Below are 15,283 nucleotides of genomic sequence, written 5' to 3'. Positions count from 1 at the left end.
GGATATGGACCGTTTCGACGCGCCGGGATTCCTGGAGGACTTCAACGAGGAGCAGGCCGAGGCCTGGAGCGACTGGATTTCGAGCCGGCTCGACGATGCGGCGGCGGGCCGTCCGGACCTCTTCGATTTCGACGCGCCCCGCCCCCGCTTCTTCAACGCGCTGTCGATGCCGCCCGCGGACGACAAGGTCGAGAAGGACATCAGCTGGACCGCCTTCCCGCGCATCGTCCAGCTGGATACGACGAGCGACCAGGAACGCTGGCGCACGGCAGATGGGGCGCGCGACGTTCAGGACGAATATTGCGAGTGGAGCGTGAAGCGACGCGGCGACGGCAAGATCGTCCAGGTCACCTTCACCTGCGAAGGCCCGGAATATTGGCAGTTCCTCGCGGCCGTCAATTTCGACAAGGTGCTGGAACTCTACCGGACGCATATCGATCCGGCCGTGCAGCCGGACCAGCTGAAGCGCTCCAATGGCCGCTATGATCCACGCAACCGCTGGAACAACAGCACTACCAAGGGTGCAATGCACCTCATCCAGCCGAACAACACGCTGGGTGCCGAGATCGAGCTTGCGGCCGGTGCCAGCAACACGCGTTCGCGAGACGGCGTGCTGCTGACCAACGACCAGGACCTCATCCGATGCGGCGGCTATGGCCAGAAGGAACGCCACAGCGATCCGCGCATCGGTGCCGACGTGAACGAGCTGGCGCGCAACGACGCCGATCTGACCCTCGCCAATCCGGTCGGAATCTATTTCGCCGGCCTGAGCACGGCGGGCTGGCAGACCCCTGACGGGACCGATCCGCAAAGCTTCTGGACGATCACTCGTGGCACCGCGGCAAAGCCGGTGCGGGCCGTCTACGAGGTGCCAGCCGACAAGCCCTATGTCGTCGGCGACATTACCATCAACGGCAAGCTTATCGGTTTCGGGGCCCAGATCGCCGATTTCATCACGATGAAGCTGACCGGCCTCGCCTGCAATATCGGCTCCAGCCATCATGACCCGCTGACGGCGTGCAAGCGCCGGCGCCCGGGCTTCACTGCCGCTGCGACGCTCGATGTTGCGACCATCCTCGGCGACGAACCGGTGGGCCGCTGACGCGATCGCAAGGGGGCGCATCATGGCAAAGTCCAAAACGCCGCGCGAACCGGGAAGGGAAAGGCGCGGGGCCCGCCGCGGCAACCGCCCGGTCGAATCCGAAGAGACGATCGCGGCAACGGATACCGATATCGGCGGCGGAGCGGTTGCGGCGGAGCCTCCGCCCGTTACTTCAACCGCGCTGATCGGATCGGCGGCGATCAGCGCCCTTGCGCAGGCCGGGCTTGGCGCGGTCGGCACATCGCTGGCGCTTGGCGCCGTCAGCGCGGCGCTGGGCCGGCTCCTTGCGGCCCGGCCAGAAGGCGGTGGCGATGAGGCGCTGGCCGCTCCGGCGCTGCAGGAGCTGAGCTTTTCGGACATCGTGGCGCCGGTCCAGACGCTGGCGACCCAGGTCGAGGCGCCTTTCCTGGCGGAGATGGGCGATCTGCAGATCATTCCCTTCAATTTCGACACGCCGATGGACCCGAGGCTCCAGCTTGCCATCGCCAACCGGCGCAGCGGCAAGCGCAGTCTGGCGCTCGCCTCCACCGATGCCGACGAGGTCGCGGTGATCGCGAGGGTAACCACGCCGCCGGAATGGGAGGATCTGCCCGACCTGCAGCCCGGAAGCACGCTCGGTCAGGATGGCGACGGGTCCTGGATCGTCACCGGGCGCGTGCCGATCGCCAGAGTCGAGGATGTCCGGAAGGAAGCCTGTGTGCTCAGCATGAAGGCGGCCCAGCAGGTTCGACCCACGCTGAGCGCGACGATCGACCGGATGCATGTCGGTCCCGCCGCCTTGCCGGCCGGCACCGCCCCCGGCGGAGGCAGCGGGGTGGTCGTCGGGGTCGTGGATTTCGGCTGCGACTATGCGCACAAGAATTTCCAGGACGCCGCCGGCAAGACCCGGATCGAGGCGATATGGGACCAGGGCGGCGTCGAGCAGGCGAACGCCGCGGTCAAATATGGCCGGCTCCATACCAGCGCGCAGATCGATGCCGCCCTCGCGACCCAAAAGCCCTATGACACGCTCGGCTACGCGCCGCCGCCCGACACGGGCCAGGACAAGGGCACGCATGGCACCCATGTATTGGACATCGCCGCCGGCAACGGTTTCGGCAGCGGCCAGGCCGGGGTCGCGCCCGAGGCTTCGATCATCTTTGTCGAGGCGTCGACGACGGACATCCCCTGGACCGGCGCGGCGACGGTCCACAAGTCGTTCGGCGATTCCGTCCACCTGCTCGAGGCAGTCGAGTTCATTTTCGACCGGGCCGGCGATCGGCCCTGCGTCGTGAACATCAGCCTCGGCACCAATGGCGGCCCCCATGACGGGACCTCGCTGGTCGAGAAGGGGCTCGACGTCCTCGTCACTGCCAGGCCCAACCGCGCCGTCGTCATCGCGGCTGGCAATGCGCATGCGCAGAACATTCACACCAGCGGCACGGTGGCGCCGGACGAAGAACACGACATCGTGTGGGAACAGAACGGCAATGGCGGCGAGTTCGAGCTCTGGTATCCGGGCAACCGTTCGCTCGAAGTGACCTTTGTCGCGCCGGACGGCACTGCATTCGGCCCGGTATCGGGCAATGCCAACCTCCCGATCGGCGCCGGCAGCCGCATCTCGATCTTCATCAGCAGCCGGCTGGCCGATCCCAACAACAACGACAATGTGATCAATATCTACCTGGCCGAGGCGATGTCGCCGCATCCCTGGCGCATCCGCCTGCGCTCCATCGACGGGCAGCCGGTCGATTATCACGCATGGATCGAGCGGGCGGACTTCGTCCAATCCTCCTTCACCGTCGCGGAGCCGAGCCATACGCTCGGCTCGGTTTCGACCGGCCACCAGACGATCGTCGTGGGTTGCTTCGATGCCCACAAGACCAGCCTGCCGCTATCGACCTTCTCGGGCGCCGGCCCCACCCGCGACGGCCGCAACAAGCCGGAGGTCTCGGCACCCGGCCACGCCGTCGTCGCGGCACGATCGCGCACCGCGGGCGGCGTGACGAGGAAATCGGGGACGAGCATGGCCGCACCGGCTGTCACCGGCCTCATCGCGCTGATCTATGCGGAGGCGCGGCGCAACGGCACCGATCTCACCATCGCGCAGCTTCGGGATAAGCTCATCGGCACGGCGCTCGGCGCGCCGCCTAGCGGAGCGCCAGCCGCCTGGGATCCGCGCTACGGCTTCGGGCGGGCGGATGGAGCGGCGATCGGATGAGCCGTGCTGTGCCAGCGGAGGCCTTGCTTGTGCCGGCCCCGGCCGAGGCGTATGTTCGTCGCCGGACTACGAGTGCCCGCCAATGGACTTCAGCGCGTTCAGAAAGATAGACCTGCCCGCTAGCGTGCTCGCCGGGTTCAGAAGCGCATCCGATATTCTTACCGCGATCGTCCAGCTGCGCGAGGGTGCCCGCGCGCCCGACTATGTCGAGCCGACGACCTGGATCGGTGGGGCCCTGTTCACCACGCGGATCAACGCCGATCAATGGCAGCGCCTGGAGGCGGACCCTGCCGTTGCCAGCGTCAGCCTCGGCGAGGCCCTGCGCCGGATCGATTGATCCCGGCCGGTTCCGCCGCGCTTGCAGCCTTTCATTGGGACGTGCCGGCTAACCCGCCGAGGGACGGCCAAGTCGCGACCGTCCCGGTCTGCTTCTTCGTCGAACTATGAGCGACGGCGAGCGGACGAGGTAAACCGGCGGTCGATGCCTCTCCGCCGGCTTTGCCGGTGCCTTCAGCGCCGATCTTCCCCCTGACGATCCCCGATGAAGCCCGCGGGCTTTGGGCCGCTATTGGTCAACCTACGATATTCGTGATTGGCGCCGGCCCTTTCGACCGATACGCAGGTCCACATTCATGGCCAATCACGGAATGACAATGCAGTTTTCGGCTGAGCGCCAGCGCGCGATCGCGGGTGCAGTATCCCAGGTCAACGCGCATCTCGACGCGCTGAGCGCGCAGTTCGTGTCGCGCCGCGCCTTGCTCGAGCTGGTCATGCTGGGCCTGATCGCGCGCGAGCATGTGCTGCTGATCGGCCCGCCCGGAACCGGGAAGTCGGCCGCCGTGCAAGCGGTCGCGGCGTCGGTCGATGCGGTGTCCTTCGAATATCTGATCGGCCGTTTCACCGAACCATCGGAGCTGTTCGGTGCCCTTGATCTCGCTGCGCTGAAGGACGGGCAGGTCAGGCCGGTCACGCAGGGCATGCTGCCCGAGGCGGACATCGCGTTCCTCGACGAGATATTCCTCGGCTCGACCGCGATCCTCAACTCGCTGCTGAAGATCCTCAACGAGCGGACCTATCGCCGCGGCCAGTACAGCATGAAGACGCCGTTGATCTCGTGCGTTGCGGCATCGAATGCGATGCCGGAGGACACCCTCCTCGCGGCGTTTGCGGACCGCTTCCTGCTGACCATGTTCGTCGATCCCGTCGGGGAACATGAACTGCCGGAGCTGCTCCGTTCGGGCTGGGCTGCGGCAGGCCAGGCGGCTCCGATCGCGCCGGTCGGCAAGGCGCTGATCGCAGAGCTGCACGAAGCGGCGCTCGCGATCGACCTGAGCGGGGTGCACGAAGCCTATGCTCATATCGTGCGGAAGATCCGGCTCACCGGCGTGACCTTGTCGGATCGCAAGATCGTGAAGGGCCAGAAGCTGATCGCGGCGGCCGCGCTGCTGCGCGGGGCGAGCGTAGCCGGCCCCGAGGATCTGTGGCCGATCACCTATCTCGTCCAGTCCAAGGCGCAGCAGGAGGAAGCCCGCGAAACGCTCGCGGTCGAGCTCAGGCACAGCTTCAATCCGGTACTGGCGGACAGCCTTGGCCACGCCACCTACGGGCCGACCGCGCATGCCGCGCATCTGGCGGAGCAGGCGACGGCGCTGCTCGAATCGCGCCCGGCACTGGCGACCGATCCGCTGCACGAGATCTGGCTCGTCCGGCTGGAGACGATGCTGACCCGGATCGATGCCGCCTTCGATGCCAAGACGCTGCCCCAGCAGCTTCGTGCCATCCGGGCGAGCCTGGAGACGGTGCTTGAAGCGCATTCCACCGGAGCGGCGACGAGCGATGCAGCGCCGGAGGCCGTTCCCGCCGAGACGGCCTGATGCAGTGGAAGCGAACCGATCCGGTGCAGACCGTCGATGCGCTGATCGCCATCGGCGCATCCGTCGTCGATGCGATGGCGGTGGCGATGGCGGGCAAGCCTGGCCGGTTTCGGACGTTGCGGGTCGAGGTCGGGGATAACTGGGCTGCGCTGTTCGCCGCCCCGATCCCAGATGCAGAGGAAGCGGTGCTGCCGCACCTTGCGGGGACCAGGCCGCTCTACCTTGCCGCGCGCGACTTCTGGCTTCCGGTGGGCGTGGCGATGGCGGTACCCGATCATGCGCGCGACCCGCTGTTGCGGGCGATGTTCGATCATTATTGCGTGGCGCCGCCGGCGATCGCGGTGCCGCGCTTCGCCGGCGGGCAGGACAGCACGCGCGAAGCAGACCTGTATCTGATCCGCGAGCCGATCCCGTTCGGCCAGTCCGCACTCGCCGGCCCGTTGGGGGTGGCATGAGCCCGGCGTGCAAGCCGTCCGGCGAGCGGCCGACATTCCCGCCTGCCTATGCCGGGTTCCTGCCGGTGTTCGAGCGCCTGTCCGATGCGATGGTCGAGCTGCTGCATGGGCAATTGCTGCAGTTCGAGCGCCTGTCGTCGAGCCTCGACTGGCAGGAGATCGCGCCTCAGGGCGAGTTCGAGGGGCTAGGCGGGCTCACCACGCGGGGGGAGATCGCGCACATCGTCCAGAGCGAGCTGCTGTTGCGCACCGAGGCACCGCTCGAGTTCCTGCGCAGGCTCGCCGAAGCCGAGACTTTGTTCCTGGAGAAGCAATATGCCGATCCCGGCACCCGGCCGGTCTATCGCGCGATCGTCTCCGTCGGGCCCGGGCTGCTCGGCCATGGGCGCCTGGTGGCGCTGGCGGCGCTGTTCTTCATGGCGCGCATCGCAGCGGCACGCGAAGCCGAGTTCCATTGGTGCTTCCTGCCGCGCGAGCGCGGCGCGGCATGGTTCGATGCGCTGTCGGTGAACACCATCAAGCGCTTCCTGCGTGCCGCGAGCTATCGCGAGATGGATGGCGACGATGTCGAGGCGGCGCAGCGGGTGTGGGAGACGCTGGTGCCCGATGCCGGCGGCGCCGGCGCGCCGGACTATCACGACTGGACCATCGGCGCGGCTGTTCCCCGCGCCGCGGACCAGGGCAGCGTGCTGCGCTTCCTGCTCCAGCCGCCTGTGCCCGGCGAGCGGCGGGCAATGCAGGTCGCCGTGCGGCGAGGTGGTGCGGAGCGCACGCGCACGACGGTCCTGCTCCCCGATGACCGCATCTGCGTGTCGGCGCTCAACGATCCGTTCGCGCCGCTGAAGGCGGGCGACCTGCCGAAGCTCGCCACTGGCCCGAAGCCCGGCCTGCAAGGCTGGGAGCCCGTTTATTTCGTCACGCCGCGCGCCGATCGGAAGATCGTTCGGATGCCCGAGGGCGTGCTGATCCTGGCGGGCGAGGCGACCTGGAAGTCGAGCCGGCAATGGTTCATTCCGCTGCCCGAAGGCTTCAAGCTGGCTGGAATCGTCCTGGAAGACCGCCTCCTCCAGATCGTGGTGAATTCGGCGCGCTCCGGCCAGGACGTCATGCGCTATTGGGCGATCAGGCTGGCGGACGAGCATGGCAATGTCGCTTCCAGCATGGTCCGGAAGGTGCCCTCCGGCCATCTCTTCCGAAATCAGGGGGCCTGGGCCTTGCCTGCCCTCAATTGGGGCGGCAGCGTCGAAGTCTATTCGAGCTTCGGCAAGGCGTTTCTGTTCGCGGAGCGGGGCTGGGGTGAGGACGCGCGGTTCTCGCCCCTGGACAAGGCGCCGAAGCTGCTCTGGTCGAACGGCGTCTACTGCATCGTGCGCGACAAATCCGATCCGGCCGGGGTGCAGGCGTTGCGGCACACGAAGCGAAAATATGACAGGTTCGCCGTCGACCAGGAGGCATTCGACGCGGACCGGCTGCTCGACATGGTCTATGCGCCTGCGCAGCGGAGTCTCGCCTACAGCATTGCGCCGGGAGAGTGGACCGTGCCGTCCCGCAACCAGGCGGCGGAAGCGGCGACTCTTCGGCTGGAGCCCCATGAAACGCTGCTCGCTGCCTATGGAACCCCGCAGCAACTGACCGCGCGAATCTGGTCCGACGCGCGATATGGCGGCAAGGGAACGGTGCGGACGATGCGCTACGACAATGGCGTAGGGGCGCTCAAGCAGGCAGCGACCAAGCTCGGCCCGGACGCGCTGTCGATCGCCAAGGTGCAGCTTGGCGATGACGGCATCTGGGCGATGAAGGTCGACGAGGGCCAGGCGCCGACGGAGTTGCTGCTCTATCGCCGCAAGCATGGTTCCACGGACTGCCAGCGTTTCGATCTCCAGGCACTGGCGCGCGAAGCGGTGCGCGTCGAGCTGAGTGGCCTGGATGACTGAGCGGAGCCATGTCGCGCGGCGTGCCGTCCGGCTCGCCAGACGGGATTTCCCCGTGCGGCCAACTCTGGCGGGCCTGGCGGAATGCCACGGCATGGCTTTCGTGCTCCGCGCCGGTGCGCCGCTCCCCGATTTGCGCCCGATCCGCGATGCCGTCCGCGGAATGTGGCAGGGCAAGCTTCCCGAAGACGCCTCCCGGACGCTGTTGGTGGCGGCATTCACCGGGCCGTTGGCGGTGGATCCCGACGATTGGCCCGCGGCGCTGCCGCTCCGCTTTGCCGGCACCGCCACGCTGTCCAGCTTTGCAGGCCGGGATGCGCCATCGTCCGACGGCATGCGGACGGCCCCGGCCATGGAGGTGCGGAGCTGCGATCTGTGGTGGGCCGGCCGGTCGCATCGCATCGCGCTCGCCCAGCTGGAATCGCTGCCCCTCGCGAGCCTGTGGGAGATGCCGCGGCTCGACGTGCACGTGCCAGTGCCGCGGATGCGTGCTCCCCTGAGGGAGGAGGCGCGTGCGGAGGGCGGCGGTACGGAGACCGCCGCACGCCTCGCGCCGATCTCCCGCGCCGGGGTTTCGATCGAGCGGGAAGGGGCGGACCTGCTGCGCGACATGGCCGAACGGCTGCGCGCGGACGAGCAGCGCCTCAAGTTGGCGTCCATCGCCCGGCAGGCGCTGCGGGACCTGACGGGGCTGATCCCGGCGGGATCCGGCGGGGAGTCCGGCAGGACCGGGCAGGGTCGCGATGGCCCGTGGCAGGCGCCGCGCGGGCCCGGCCTTCTCGCCAGCATTGCCGGGTGGCTGCGCTGGAACACCCCCCTCGGACAGGGGCTGCGCAATCAATATGACCGGCGGCTCGGGCTGGTGGAGAAGATGATCTCGGCCGGGGACCTGGATGCCGCGTTGCGCCTGGCGCTCAAGCTCGGCAGCGGCAATCCGGGGCGGAAGACCGCAAGCCGATACCCGAATGCGTTGCCGCAGATGCGCGCGCGGCTCGATTTCGACCTCGCCAGCGAAGGTTTCTCCGCGCCGATCCTGAACGAAGCGGGTTTCTATGCGCTGCGCAGCCGGTACCTCCAGCTCGCCGAGCAGCTGGAGCGCGACGGCGATTTCCGCCGCGCTGCCTATATCCATTCGCAGCTGATGAGCGATCACCAGCGCGCCGTCCTGGTGCTGGAGAAGGGCGAGCTTTTCGGCGAGGCGGCCAAGCTGGCGATCGACAGCCGCCAGCCGCCCGCGCTGGCCATCCGCATGCTGTTCCGCGCCGGCGAGCTCGACGCGGCACTTGGCCTCGCCCGGCGCACCGCTTGTTTCGACGCGCTCGCGGAGGACAGCCGGGTCAAGGAGCCCGCCTTCCATGCCTTTGTGATCAAGGCCTGGACCGACCTGCTCATCGCCACGGGGCAGCCACTGCGTGCGCTGCAGGTCACCGATCATGTTACCGCCACCGCACCGGTCGATGCGGCGCTTCTCGAGACGCGAAGGCGCTGGCTCGCCGCTGCGCTGGGCGTAAGCGGCGGCGAAGCATTTGCGGGCGAACTGGCGGTACGCGCGGTCCTGACGGCGCGGTGGGACGGGATGGATCTGTCACCGGAGAACGCCACCGGCTTCCCGCACGCGCCTGTCCGCATCGCTTCGCCCCATGGTGACGCGCTAGACCGGCTCCAGGTGGTGCTGAGGGGGGATACGGAACGGCCGGAGCAAGCGGTCATCGAGCTGTTGGCCGTGCTGGCCCGGCTGGCGGCGCCGGCCAGCCCCGAACAGGCGGATTTCTGGAACGGGCCGGCGCAGCCGTTCCTCGAGACTTTTGTCCGTTCTGCCATCGCCACCGCCTCGAGCCGCCTGTCCGGACGTGACCTGCGGGCGCTGCGGTCGATCCTCGGCGCTGCCGGCCTCACCGTGCTGGAAACCGATATCGGCAAATTGGCGAAGCTGCATGTCGCGCCGCCGCCACCCGACCGGGAATGGGAGGTGCCGCCCATCGCGTTTACCCGTCCGGCGGTGCGCCACGCCTGCGTGCTGGCCAATGGCAATCTGCTGGTGTGGCGCGAGAGCCGCCTGCTGCAGTTGCTCGATCCCTATGGCACGCCATTATGGCAGCAGAATGTGAGCGACGTGACCGCCCTGGTCGCGGTGGGGAGCAGCAGCCACGCGATCCTCGTCCAGGCCCAAGAGGACGGCACTCGCCTGCTCACGCGCTTCGCCACGCACAATCGCGTGTTCCACACAATCGGAAAGGTCGCCCTGTCCGCGCATCACGACGTGACGTCGGAATCCCAATGGCTGGTCCAGATCGGAGGCGAGATCGGCGCGCTGGATCTGGCGAAGCTCTGTGCGCCGTCGCCCCAGATAGAATTCCTCTGGTCCTGCAGGTTGACCGATCGCCTGCGGGCCATCGCCTTCGCGCATCATGGCGACGGACCAAGCTGGGTGACTCTGGACACGAGCCGCGAGCGTGCCGGTGTGCTCGAAGTCTGGACCTTGCATCCGAACGGCAATCTCTCGACCAGCATCTGCCTTTCCGGCGAACCCTCCGACGGGGATGAGCCCGGCCTGCCCAGCGACTGGTTCTGGTTCCACCAGAAGAATGTCCACCGCATGAAGGCGATACGGGGCGGCAAGGCACAATGGATGTCCGTCCTGCCCTGGAGCGAAGATCAGGAAGATCGTGCCCGTGCGTTGGCGGCCCGTCAGGCACGTTCCGCGCGGGAGCGGATCGATACCGTGCAGCCCGGGGACTTCGGCCGCCGCCATGTCGATATGGTCGTGCGCGAGGATGGCGACACCGTCATTCAATTCCTACGCGATGTGGATGCAGCGCCGTCGCTGGTATTGCGGAATGCGGAAGGGCTTTTCTGCCTGGCCCGCGGGCGTGGGGATGCCTCGGAGGAAGGTGCCACGGTGTTGTTGGGGGATGGGCATGGGCGCATCTTCGCAGTCGGCTCGCAACGGGTGGGTATCTTTTGATGGCGCGGATCATTGCGGGCGATCCATGGGCCGCCATTTGTTCCGCGATCCGCGTTAGATCGTTGATTGTCGGGGGGCTCGGTAAATTGACGGGTGGGGTGGCGGAGCGGGAGGGATTCGAACCCTCGATACGGTTTTGCCGTATACTCACTTTCCAGGCGAGCGCCTTCGACCACTCGGCCACCGCTCCGCATGCTCTGGAAGTTGCGTGCCCTAAACGTTGACGAAGGGCTAGGCAAGCAGCAGTCTCCACACCCATGCTCAAGCTGCTCCTCGCGTTCGCCGCGCTCGCCCAGACCGTCCCGTCGGACCCCGCCCCCGAGGACTGGAAGGCGATCCCCGACAACGAGATCCTCGTGATGACGCTGCAGGGCGGCCACCAGGTCTTCATCCGCCTGGCCCCGCGCTACGCCCCCGCGCACGTCGCCAATATCCGCAAGCTCGCCGAGGCGCATTGGTGGGACGGCACGAGCGTCTACCGCGTCCAGGACAATTACGTCACGCAGTGGGGCGGCGGCGACGACAAGACCGCGCTGCCGCCCGGCGTGATCGAGAACCCGCCGGCGGAATATGAATGGCCGGGATTCGATGCGGTGAAGAGCGTCACCTTCGCCAAGCCCGACAGCTATGCCGCGAAGACCGGCCTCAGCGCCGATGGCTGGCCGCTTGCCAACTATGGCGCGGTCAGCTCGCTGACCCATTGCTATTCGATGGTCGGCGTCGCCCGCGACCTCGCCCCCTCCACGGGCAGCGGCGCCGAGCTCTACACGGTGATCGGCCACGCCCCGCGCCCGCTCGACCGCAACATCGCGATCGTCGGCCGGGTGGTCGAGGGCATGCAGTGGCTCTCGAGCCTGCCGCGCGGCACCGCCCAGCTGGGCGTCTATGCCAAGGACCAGGCGCCCACGCCGATCCTGTCGGTGCGCCTCGCCAGCCAGCTGCCCGAGGACGAGCGCCCGCACTTCCAGTACCGCGCCACCGACAACCCGCGTTTCGCCGCCTGGATCAAGGCGCGGGAGAATCGCGACGGGGCGTTCTTCACCGTGCCGATGGGCGGGGTGGATGTGTGCAACGCGCTGCCGGCGGTGCGGCGGGCGCAGTAACGGCGGGTATCGTCATCCCGGCGAAAGCCGGGATCTCATGCCGTATCGCGCCCTCGCCTGAGATCCCGGCTTTCGCCGGGATGACGGTTGGGGGGCGGGATGACGGTTTTGGGGGTGACGGCTTGCCTTACTTCCCCACCCAGTCCGCGACTTCGACCGCGACCTGGTTGGCCGCGGTGTTGAGCGCCGCCGCGACCAGGTCGGGCTTCACTTCGGTCAGCGGCGCGCGGGCTTCGAAGCGGCGCTTCTGGAACTTGGTGGCGTCGTCGCCCTGGACGAGCAGCGCGTCGAACACGACCACCGCCTGGTTCGTGTCGGCATCGACGCCGAAGCGGCGCAGCTCGCCCGAGAGCACGGCGCCGGGATCGACCTGGGACTGGCGATAGCTCAGCACCGGGCGGCCGGTGCGTGCCGAGATGGTGTCGCCGACCAGCCGGGCGAACAGGCGCGGCGGCGCCTCCACCCATTGCGCGTCCTTCACATAGGCGACGGCATTCTCGCCCTGATGGACCGGCACGCGCACCGTCGCCAGCTCGTGCGGCACGGTCGGGAACAGCACGGTCACCGTGGTGCCCGAGGCGGCAGTCTGCACGTCGCCGGGCTTGATCTGCTCGGCGGCCTGGAGGGTGAGGAACGGCGTCTTGGGCGGCTTGCCGCCGATCGAGATGCAGCCGGACAGCGCGGCGGCGAGCGGGGCGGCCAGCAGGAGCAGGGCGGGCTTCTTCATCGCGGGCCTCACTTGTTGGGCTTGTAGTCAGGGAGCTTGGGGCTGCCGACCAGGCTGGACGCGCCGCCCTGGTCGATCTTGTCGGCGACCGAGGAGAGCGACTGGGCCATCTGGCGCAGATCCTGGATGAGCTGGCCGATCTCGGGCACGGTCTTCTTCGAGAAGGCCTGCACGCCCGGCCGCGCGTCGCCGAGCATCGCATCGAGCGTTTCCATGCTCTTCTTCGCCGAGGCGATCGTCTTGTTGAGATTGGCGATCGTCGGCTTGACGTCCTCGGCGACGACGCCGTTGGTGGTCGCGGCGAGCTGGCCGATCTGCTCGGTGGCGACCCCGAACTTCTGGATGGCGATGCGCGTCTCGGCCAGGGTCGCGGCGATCTCCGGCCCGCGATCGGCGAGCGCATCGGTCAGGCGATTGGTGTTCGCCAGGATGCCGGCGATCGAGGTCTGGTTCTTGTCGCTGATCAGTTCGGTCAGCCGCTCGGTGAGCGTGGTCAGCCGCTCGAGCAGCTTGGGCGCCGAGGAGAAGATCGCGCCGAGGCCGCCGGGCTTGGTGGGGATCACCGGCACGCCGAGCGGGCAGGCCGCCTCGGGATGCTGGCGCGGGCAGCGGATCGGCGGGGCGCCCTTCACCGCGCCTTCGAGCTGCACGGTGCTGGGGCCGGTGAAGCTGCTCTGGATCGTCGCGGTGGTGCCTTCGAGGATCGGCACCTCGTCCTTCACCGTGATCCGGACGCGGACCAGCTGGGGATCGGGCTTCCAGAACTCGATCGCCTTGACCTGGCCCGAGGGCACGCCCGAGAAGGCCACGGCCGAGCCCGGATTGAGCCCGTCGACCGCCTGGCGGAAGAAGATGTCATATTCGCGCTCGTTGCCGCCGGAGAGGCGGGCGAGCCAGACGATGAACAGCGCCAGCACCGCGAGCAGGATCAGCACGACGGCGCCGACGAGCACGTGATTCGATCGAGTTTCCATCAGCCCCTGTCCTCAGCCTCGGCATGTGCCTTGGCGCTGCCGACCGCTGCGCGTCCGCGCGGTCCGTTGAAATATTCCTGGATCCACGGATGATCCAAGGCGAGCAGCTCGGGAATCGTTCCGACTGCGATGACTTTCTTGTCCGCCAGCACCGCGACCCGGTCGCAGATGGCGTAGAGCGTGTCGAGATCGTGCGTGATCAGGAACACGGTGAGCCCCAGCGTCTTCTGCAGCGAGGCGGTGAGCTCGTCGAACGCCGCCGCGCCGATCGGGTCGAGCCCGGCGGTCGGCTCGTCGAGGAACAGCAGCTCGGGATCGAGCGCGAGCGCGCGGGCGAGGCCGGCGCGCTTCTTCATGCCGCCCGACAGCTCGGAGGGGTATTTGGGCGCGGCCTCCGGGGGAAGTCCGGTCATCACCACCTTGTACGCCGCGATCTCGTCGAGCAGCGCCTGGTCGAGCAGCGGGTAGAATTCCTTGAGCGGGACCTGGACGTTCTCCGACACGGTGAGCGTGGAGAAGAGCGCGCCGCCCTGGAACAGGATGCCCCAGCGCTTGCGGATCGCCGTCGCCTCGGTCTCCTCGCGACCGATCGTGTTCTCGCCGAACACATGGATGTCGCCTTCGATCGGCGTCTGCAGCCCGATGATCGAGCGCATCAGCACCGATTTGCCGGTGCCCGAGCCGCCGACCACGCCGAGGATCTCGCCGCGGCGCACGTCGAGATCGAGCCCGTCATGGACGATCTGGTCGCCGAAGCCGTTCTTCAGGTGGCGGACCTGGATGACGATATCGTCCTGGGGCGCCGAGGTGTCGCGGGTGTCGGTCATATCCACCCGATCTGGCTGAAGAACACCGCGAAGAAGGCGTCGAGCACGATCACCAGGAAGATCGCCTGGACCACCGCGGTGGTGGTGCGCCGGCCGACCTGCTCGGCATCGCCTTCCACCTGCATGCCCTGGAAGCAACCGGCGATGGCGATGATCGCGCCGAACACCGGCGCCTTGATCAGCCCGACCCACAGATCGTTGAGCGGCACGACCTCGCGGATGCGCTGGACGAAGGTGATCGGGGGAATGTCGAGCTGGACCCAGCAGAGCAGCCCGCCGCCGATGATCCCGATCAGCGCCGAATAGAAGCCGAGCAGCGGCAGCATCGTCACCACCGCGATGGTGCGCGGCACCACCAGCGCCTCCATCGGGGAGACGCCGATCGTGCGCATCGCATCGATCTCCTCGGTGAGCTTCATCGTGCCGATCTGCGCGGCGAAAGCGGAACCGGAACGCCCGGCGACCATGATCGCGGTCATCAGCACACCGAGCTCGCGCAGCGTGATGCGGCCGACCAGGTTGATCGTATAGACTTCCGCGCCGAACTGGCGGAGCTGCACCGCACCCTGCTGCGCGATCACCACGCCGATCAGGAAGCTCATCAGCCCGATGATGCCGAGCGCGGAGACGCCGACCACTTCGAAACGATGGACGGTGGCGTGGAAGCGGAAACGGCGCGGATGGGTGGCGACGTTCCAGAAGGCGATCACCGTGGCGCCCATGAAGCCGAGCAGGCCGTAGAGCGTGTGCGCGGCGGTGAACACCGCGTCGCCGATCTCGGCGAGGAGATGGACAAAGGCGCTTTGCGGCTTGGGCGGCAGCTCGATCGGATGCTCGGCGGCGACGACCTGATCGAACAGATGCTGGCTGGCGGGCTCGAGCCCCTCGACGCTGGCCTGCTTGTCGCGGGCGAAGCGGTGGACCACCCAGGCCCCGACCGTGTCGATCCGCTCGACCTGCGACAGGTCGATGCGGGCGACCGCGCCATCGACCGTATCGAGCCGGTCGGGCAGGTCGCCGAGGCTGGCGAGCGACAAATTGCCGGTGAAGCGGAGGACTGCGCCGCCGCCATCGGAATCAACCCGTTCGAAATCGGCCAAAGCGCTCATCGCGCGCACCTTTCGG

At 67.9% G+C, this 15,283-nt stretch carries 12 protein-coding genes and 1 tRNA gene; 8 read left to right on the top strand and 5 right to left on the bottom strand.

From position 1 onward, the window contains the following. The first annotated feature begins 4 nt into the window (after positions 1–4). The 7 genes from ACEN8G_RS18985 (at position 5) to ACEN8G_RS18955 (ending at position 10,527) form a co-directional block, all read left to right on the top strand. Positions 5–1,102, top strand: a complete 1,098-nt coding sequence (locus ACEN8G_RS18985; RefSeq protein WP_413414683.1) for a hypothetical protein — start codon at positions 5–7, stop codon at positions 1,100–1,102. Between the two features lie 22 nt (positions 1,103–1,124). Then, positions 1,125–3,302 carry a S8 family peptidase gene (locus ACEN8G_RS18980; protein ID WP_413414682.1) on the top strand — a complete coding sequence of 726 codons (2,178 nt, stop codon included), beginning with the start codon at positions 1,125–1,127 and terminating at the stop codon, positions 3,300–3,302. Positions 3,303–3,384: 82 nt separating this feature from the next. Continuing rightward, positions 3,385–3,639, top strand: coding sequence for a hypothetical protein (locus ACEN8G_RS18975; RefSeq protein ID WP_413414681.1), 255 nt, complete (start codon positions 3,385–3,387; stop codon positions 3,637–3,639). Positions 3,640–3,955: 316 nt separating this feature from the next. Further along, on the top strand, positions 3,956–5,176 hold the full coding sequence (locus ACEN8G_RS18970; RefSeq protein ID WP_413414680.1) for an AAA family ATPase: 1,221 nt from the start codon (positions 3,956–3,958) through the stop codon (positions 5,174–5,176). Then, positions 5,176–5,631: a hypothetical protein gene (locus tag ACEN8G_RS18965; protein WP_413414679.1), complete on the top strand. Its 456-nt coding sequence runs from the start codon at positions 5,176–5,178 to the stop codon at positions 5,629–5,631. The genes ACEN8G_RS18970 and ACEN8G_RS18965 overlap by 1 nt, the downstream gene beginning before the upstream one ends. Next, the gene (locus tag ACEN8G_RS18960) at positions 5,628–7,565 is read left to right on the top strand and encodes a hypothetical protein (RefSeq protein WP_413414678.1); all 1,938 of its coding nucleotides are present in this window, start codon (positions 5,628–5,630) and stop codon (positions 7,563–7,565) included. Before ACEN8G_RS18965 ends, ACEN8G_RS18960 begins: the two co-directional genes overlap by 4 nt. A 91-nt stretch (positions 7,566–7,656) precedes the next feature. Continuing rightward, on the top strand, positions 7,657–10,527 hold the full coding sequence (locus ACEN8G_RS18955; protein ID WP_413414677.1) for a hypothetical protein: 2,871 nt from the start codon (positions 7,657–7,659) through the stop codon (positions 10,525–10,527). A gap of 99 nt (positions 10,528–10,626) precedes the next feature. Here the strand turns inward: ACEN8G_RS18955 and ACEN8G_RS18950 are convergent. Continuing rightward, positions 10,627–10,717, bottom strand: a tRNA-Ser gene (locus ACEN8G_RS18950). Positions 10,718–10,784: 67 nt separating this feature from the next. Here ACEN8G_RS18950 and ACEN8G_RS18945 point away from each other — a divergent pair. Beyond that, positions 10,785–11,630 carry a peptidylprolyl isomerase gene (locus ACEN8G_RS18945; protein ID WP_413414676.1) on the top strand — a complete coding sequence of 282 codons (846 nt, stop codon included), beginning with the start codon at positions 10,785–10,787 and terminating at the stop codon, positions 11,628–11,630. 127 nt (positions 11,631–11,757) lie between these two features. Here ACEN8G_RS18945 and ACEN8G_RS18940 read toward each other — a convergent pair whose 3' ends face one another. Genes ACEN8G_RS18940 through ACEN8G_RS18925 form a run of 4 tightly spaced genes read right to left on the bottom strand, consistent with a single transcriptional unit; the run spans position 11,758 to position 15,267 of the window. Beyond that, positions 11,758–12,357 carry an ABC-type transport auxiliary lipoprotein family protein gene (locus ACEN8G_RS18940; RefSeq protein WP_413419015.1) on the bottom strand — a complete coding sequence of 200 codons (600 nt, stop codon included), beginning with the start codon at positions 12,355–12,357 and terminating at the stop codon, positions 11,758–11,760. A gap of 8 nt (positions 12,358–12,365) precedes the next feature. Continuing rightward, positions 12,366–13,331 (bottom strand): MlaD family protein, encoded by a 966-nt coding sequence (locus tag ACEN8G_RS18935; RefSeq protein ID WP_413419013.1) that lies wholly within the window; start codon positions 13,329–13,331, stop codon positions 12,366–12,368. Continuing rightward, positions 13,331–14,158 (bottom strand): ABC transporter ATP-binding protein, encoded by an 828-nt coding sequence (locus tag ACEN8G_RS18930; protein WP_413419011.1) that lies wholly within the window; start codon positions 14,156–14,158, stop codon positions 13,331–13,333. The genes ACEN8G_RS18935 and ACEN8G_RS18930 overlap by 1 nt, the downstream gene beginning before the upstream one ends. Continuing rightward, positions 14,155–15,267, bottom strand: coding sequence for an MlaE family lipid ABC transporter permease subunit (locus ACEN8G_RS18925; RefSeq protein WP_413419009.1), 1,113 nt, complete (start codon positions 15,265–15,267; stop codon positions 14,155–14,157). Before ACEN8G_RS18925 ends, ACEN8G_RS18930 begins: the two co-directional genes overlap by 4 nt. Positions 15,268–15,283: the final 16 nt, after the last annotated feature.

The organism is Sphingomonas sp. Sphisp66 (assembly GCF_047324325.1).
Classification (GTDB): Bacteria; Pseudomonadota; Alphaproteobacteria; order Sphingomonadales; family Sphingomonadaceae; genus Sphingomonas.
Note: the sequence above shows the minus strand (reverse complement) of the source record. Positions and strands in the feature narration are given on the sequence as shown.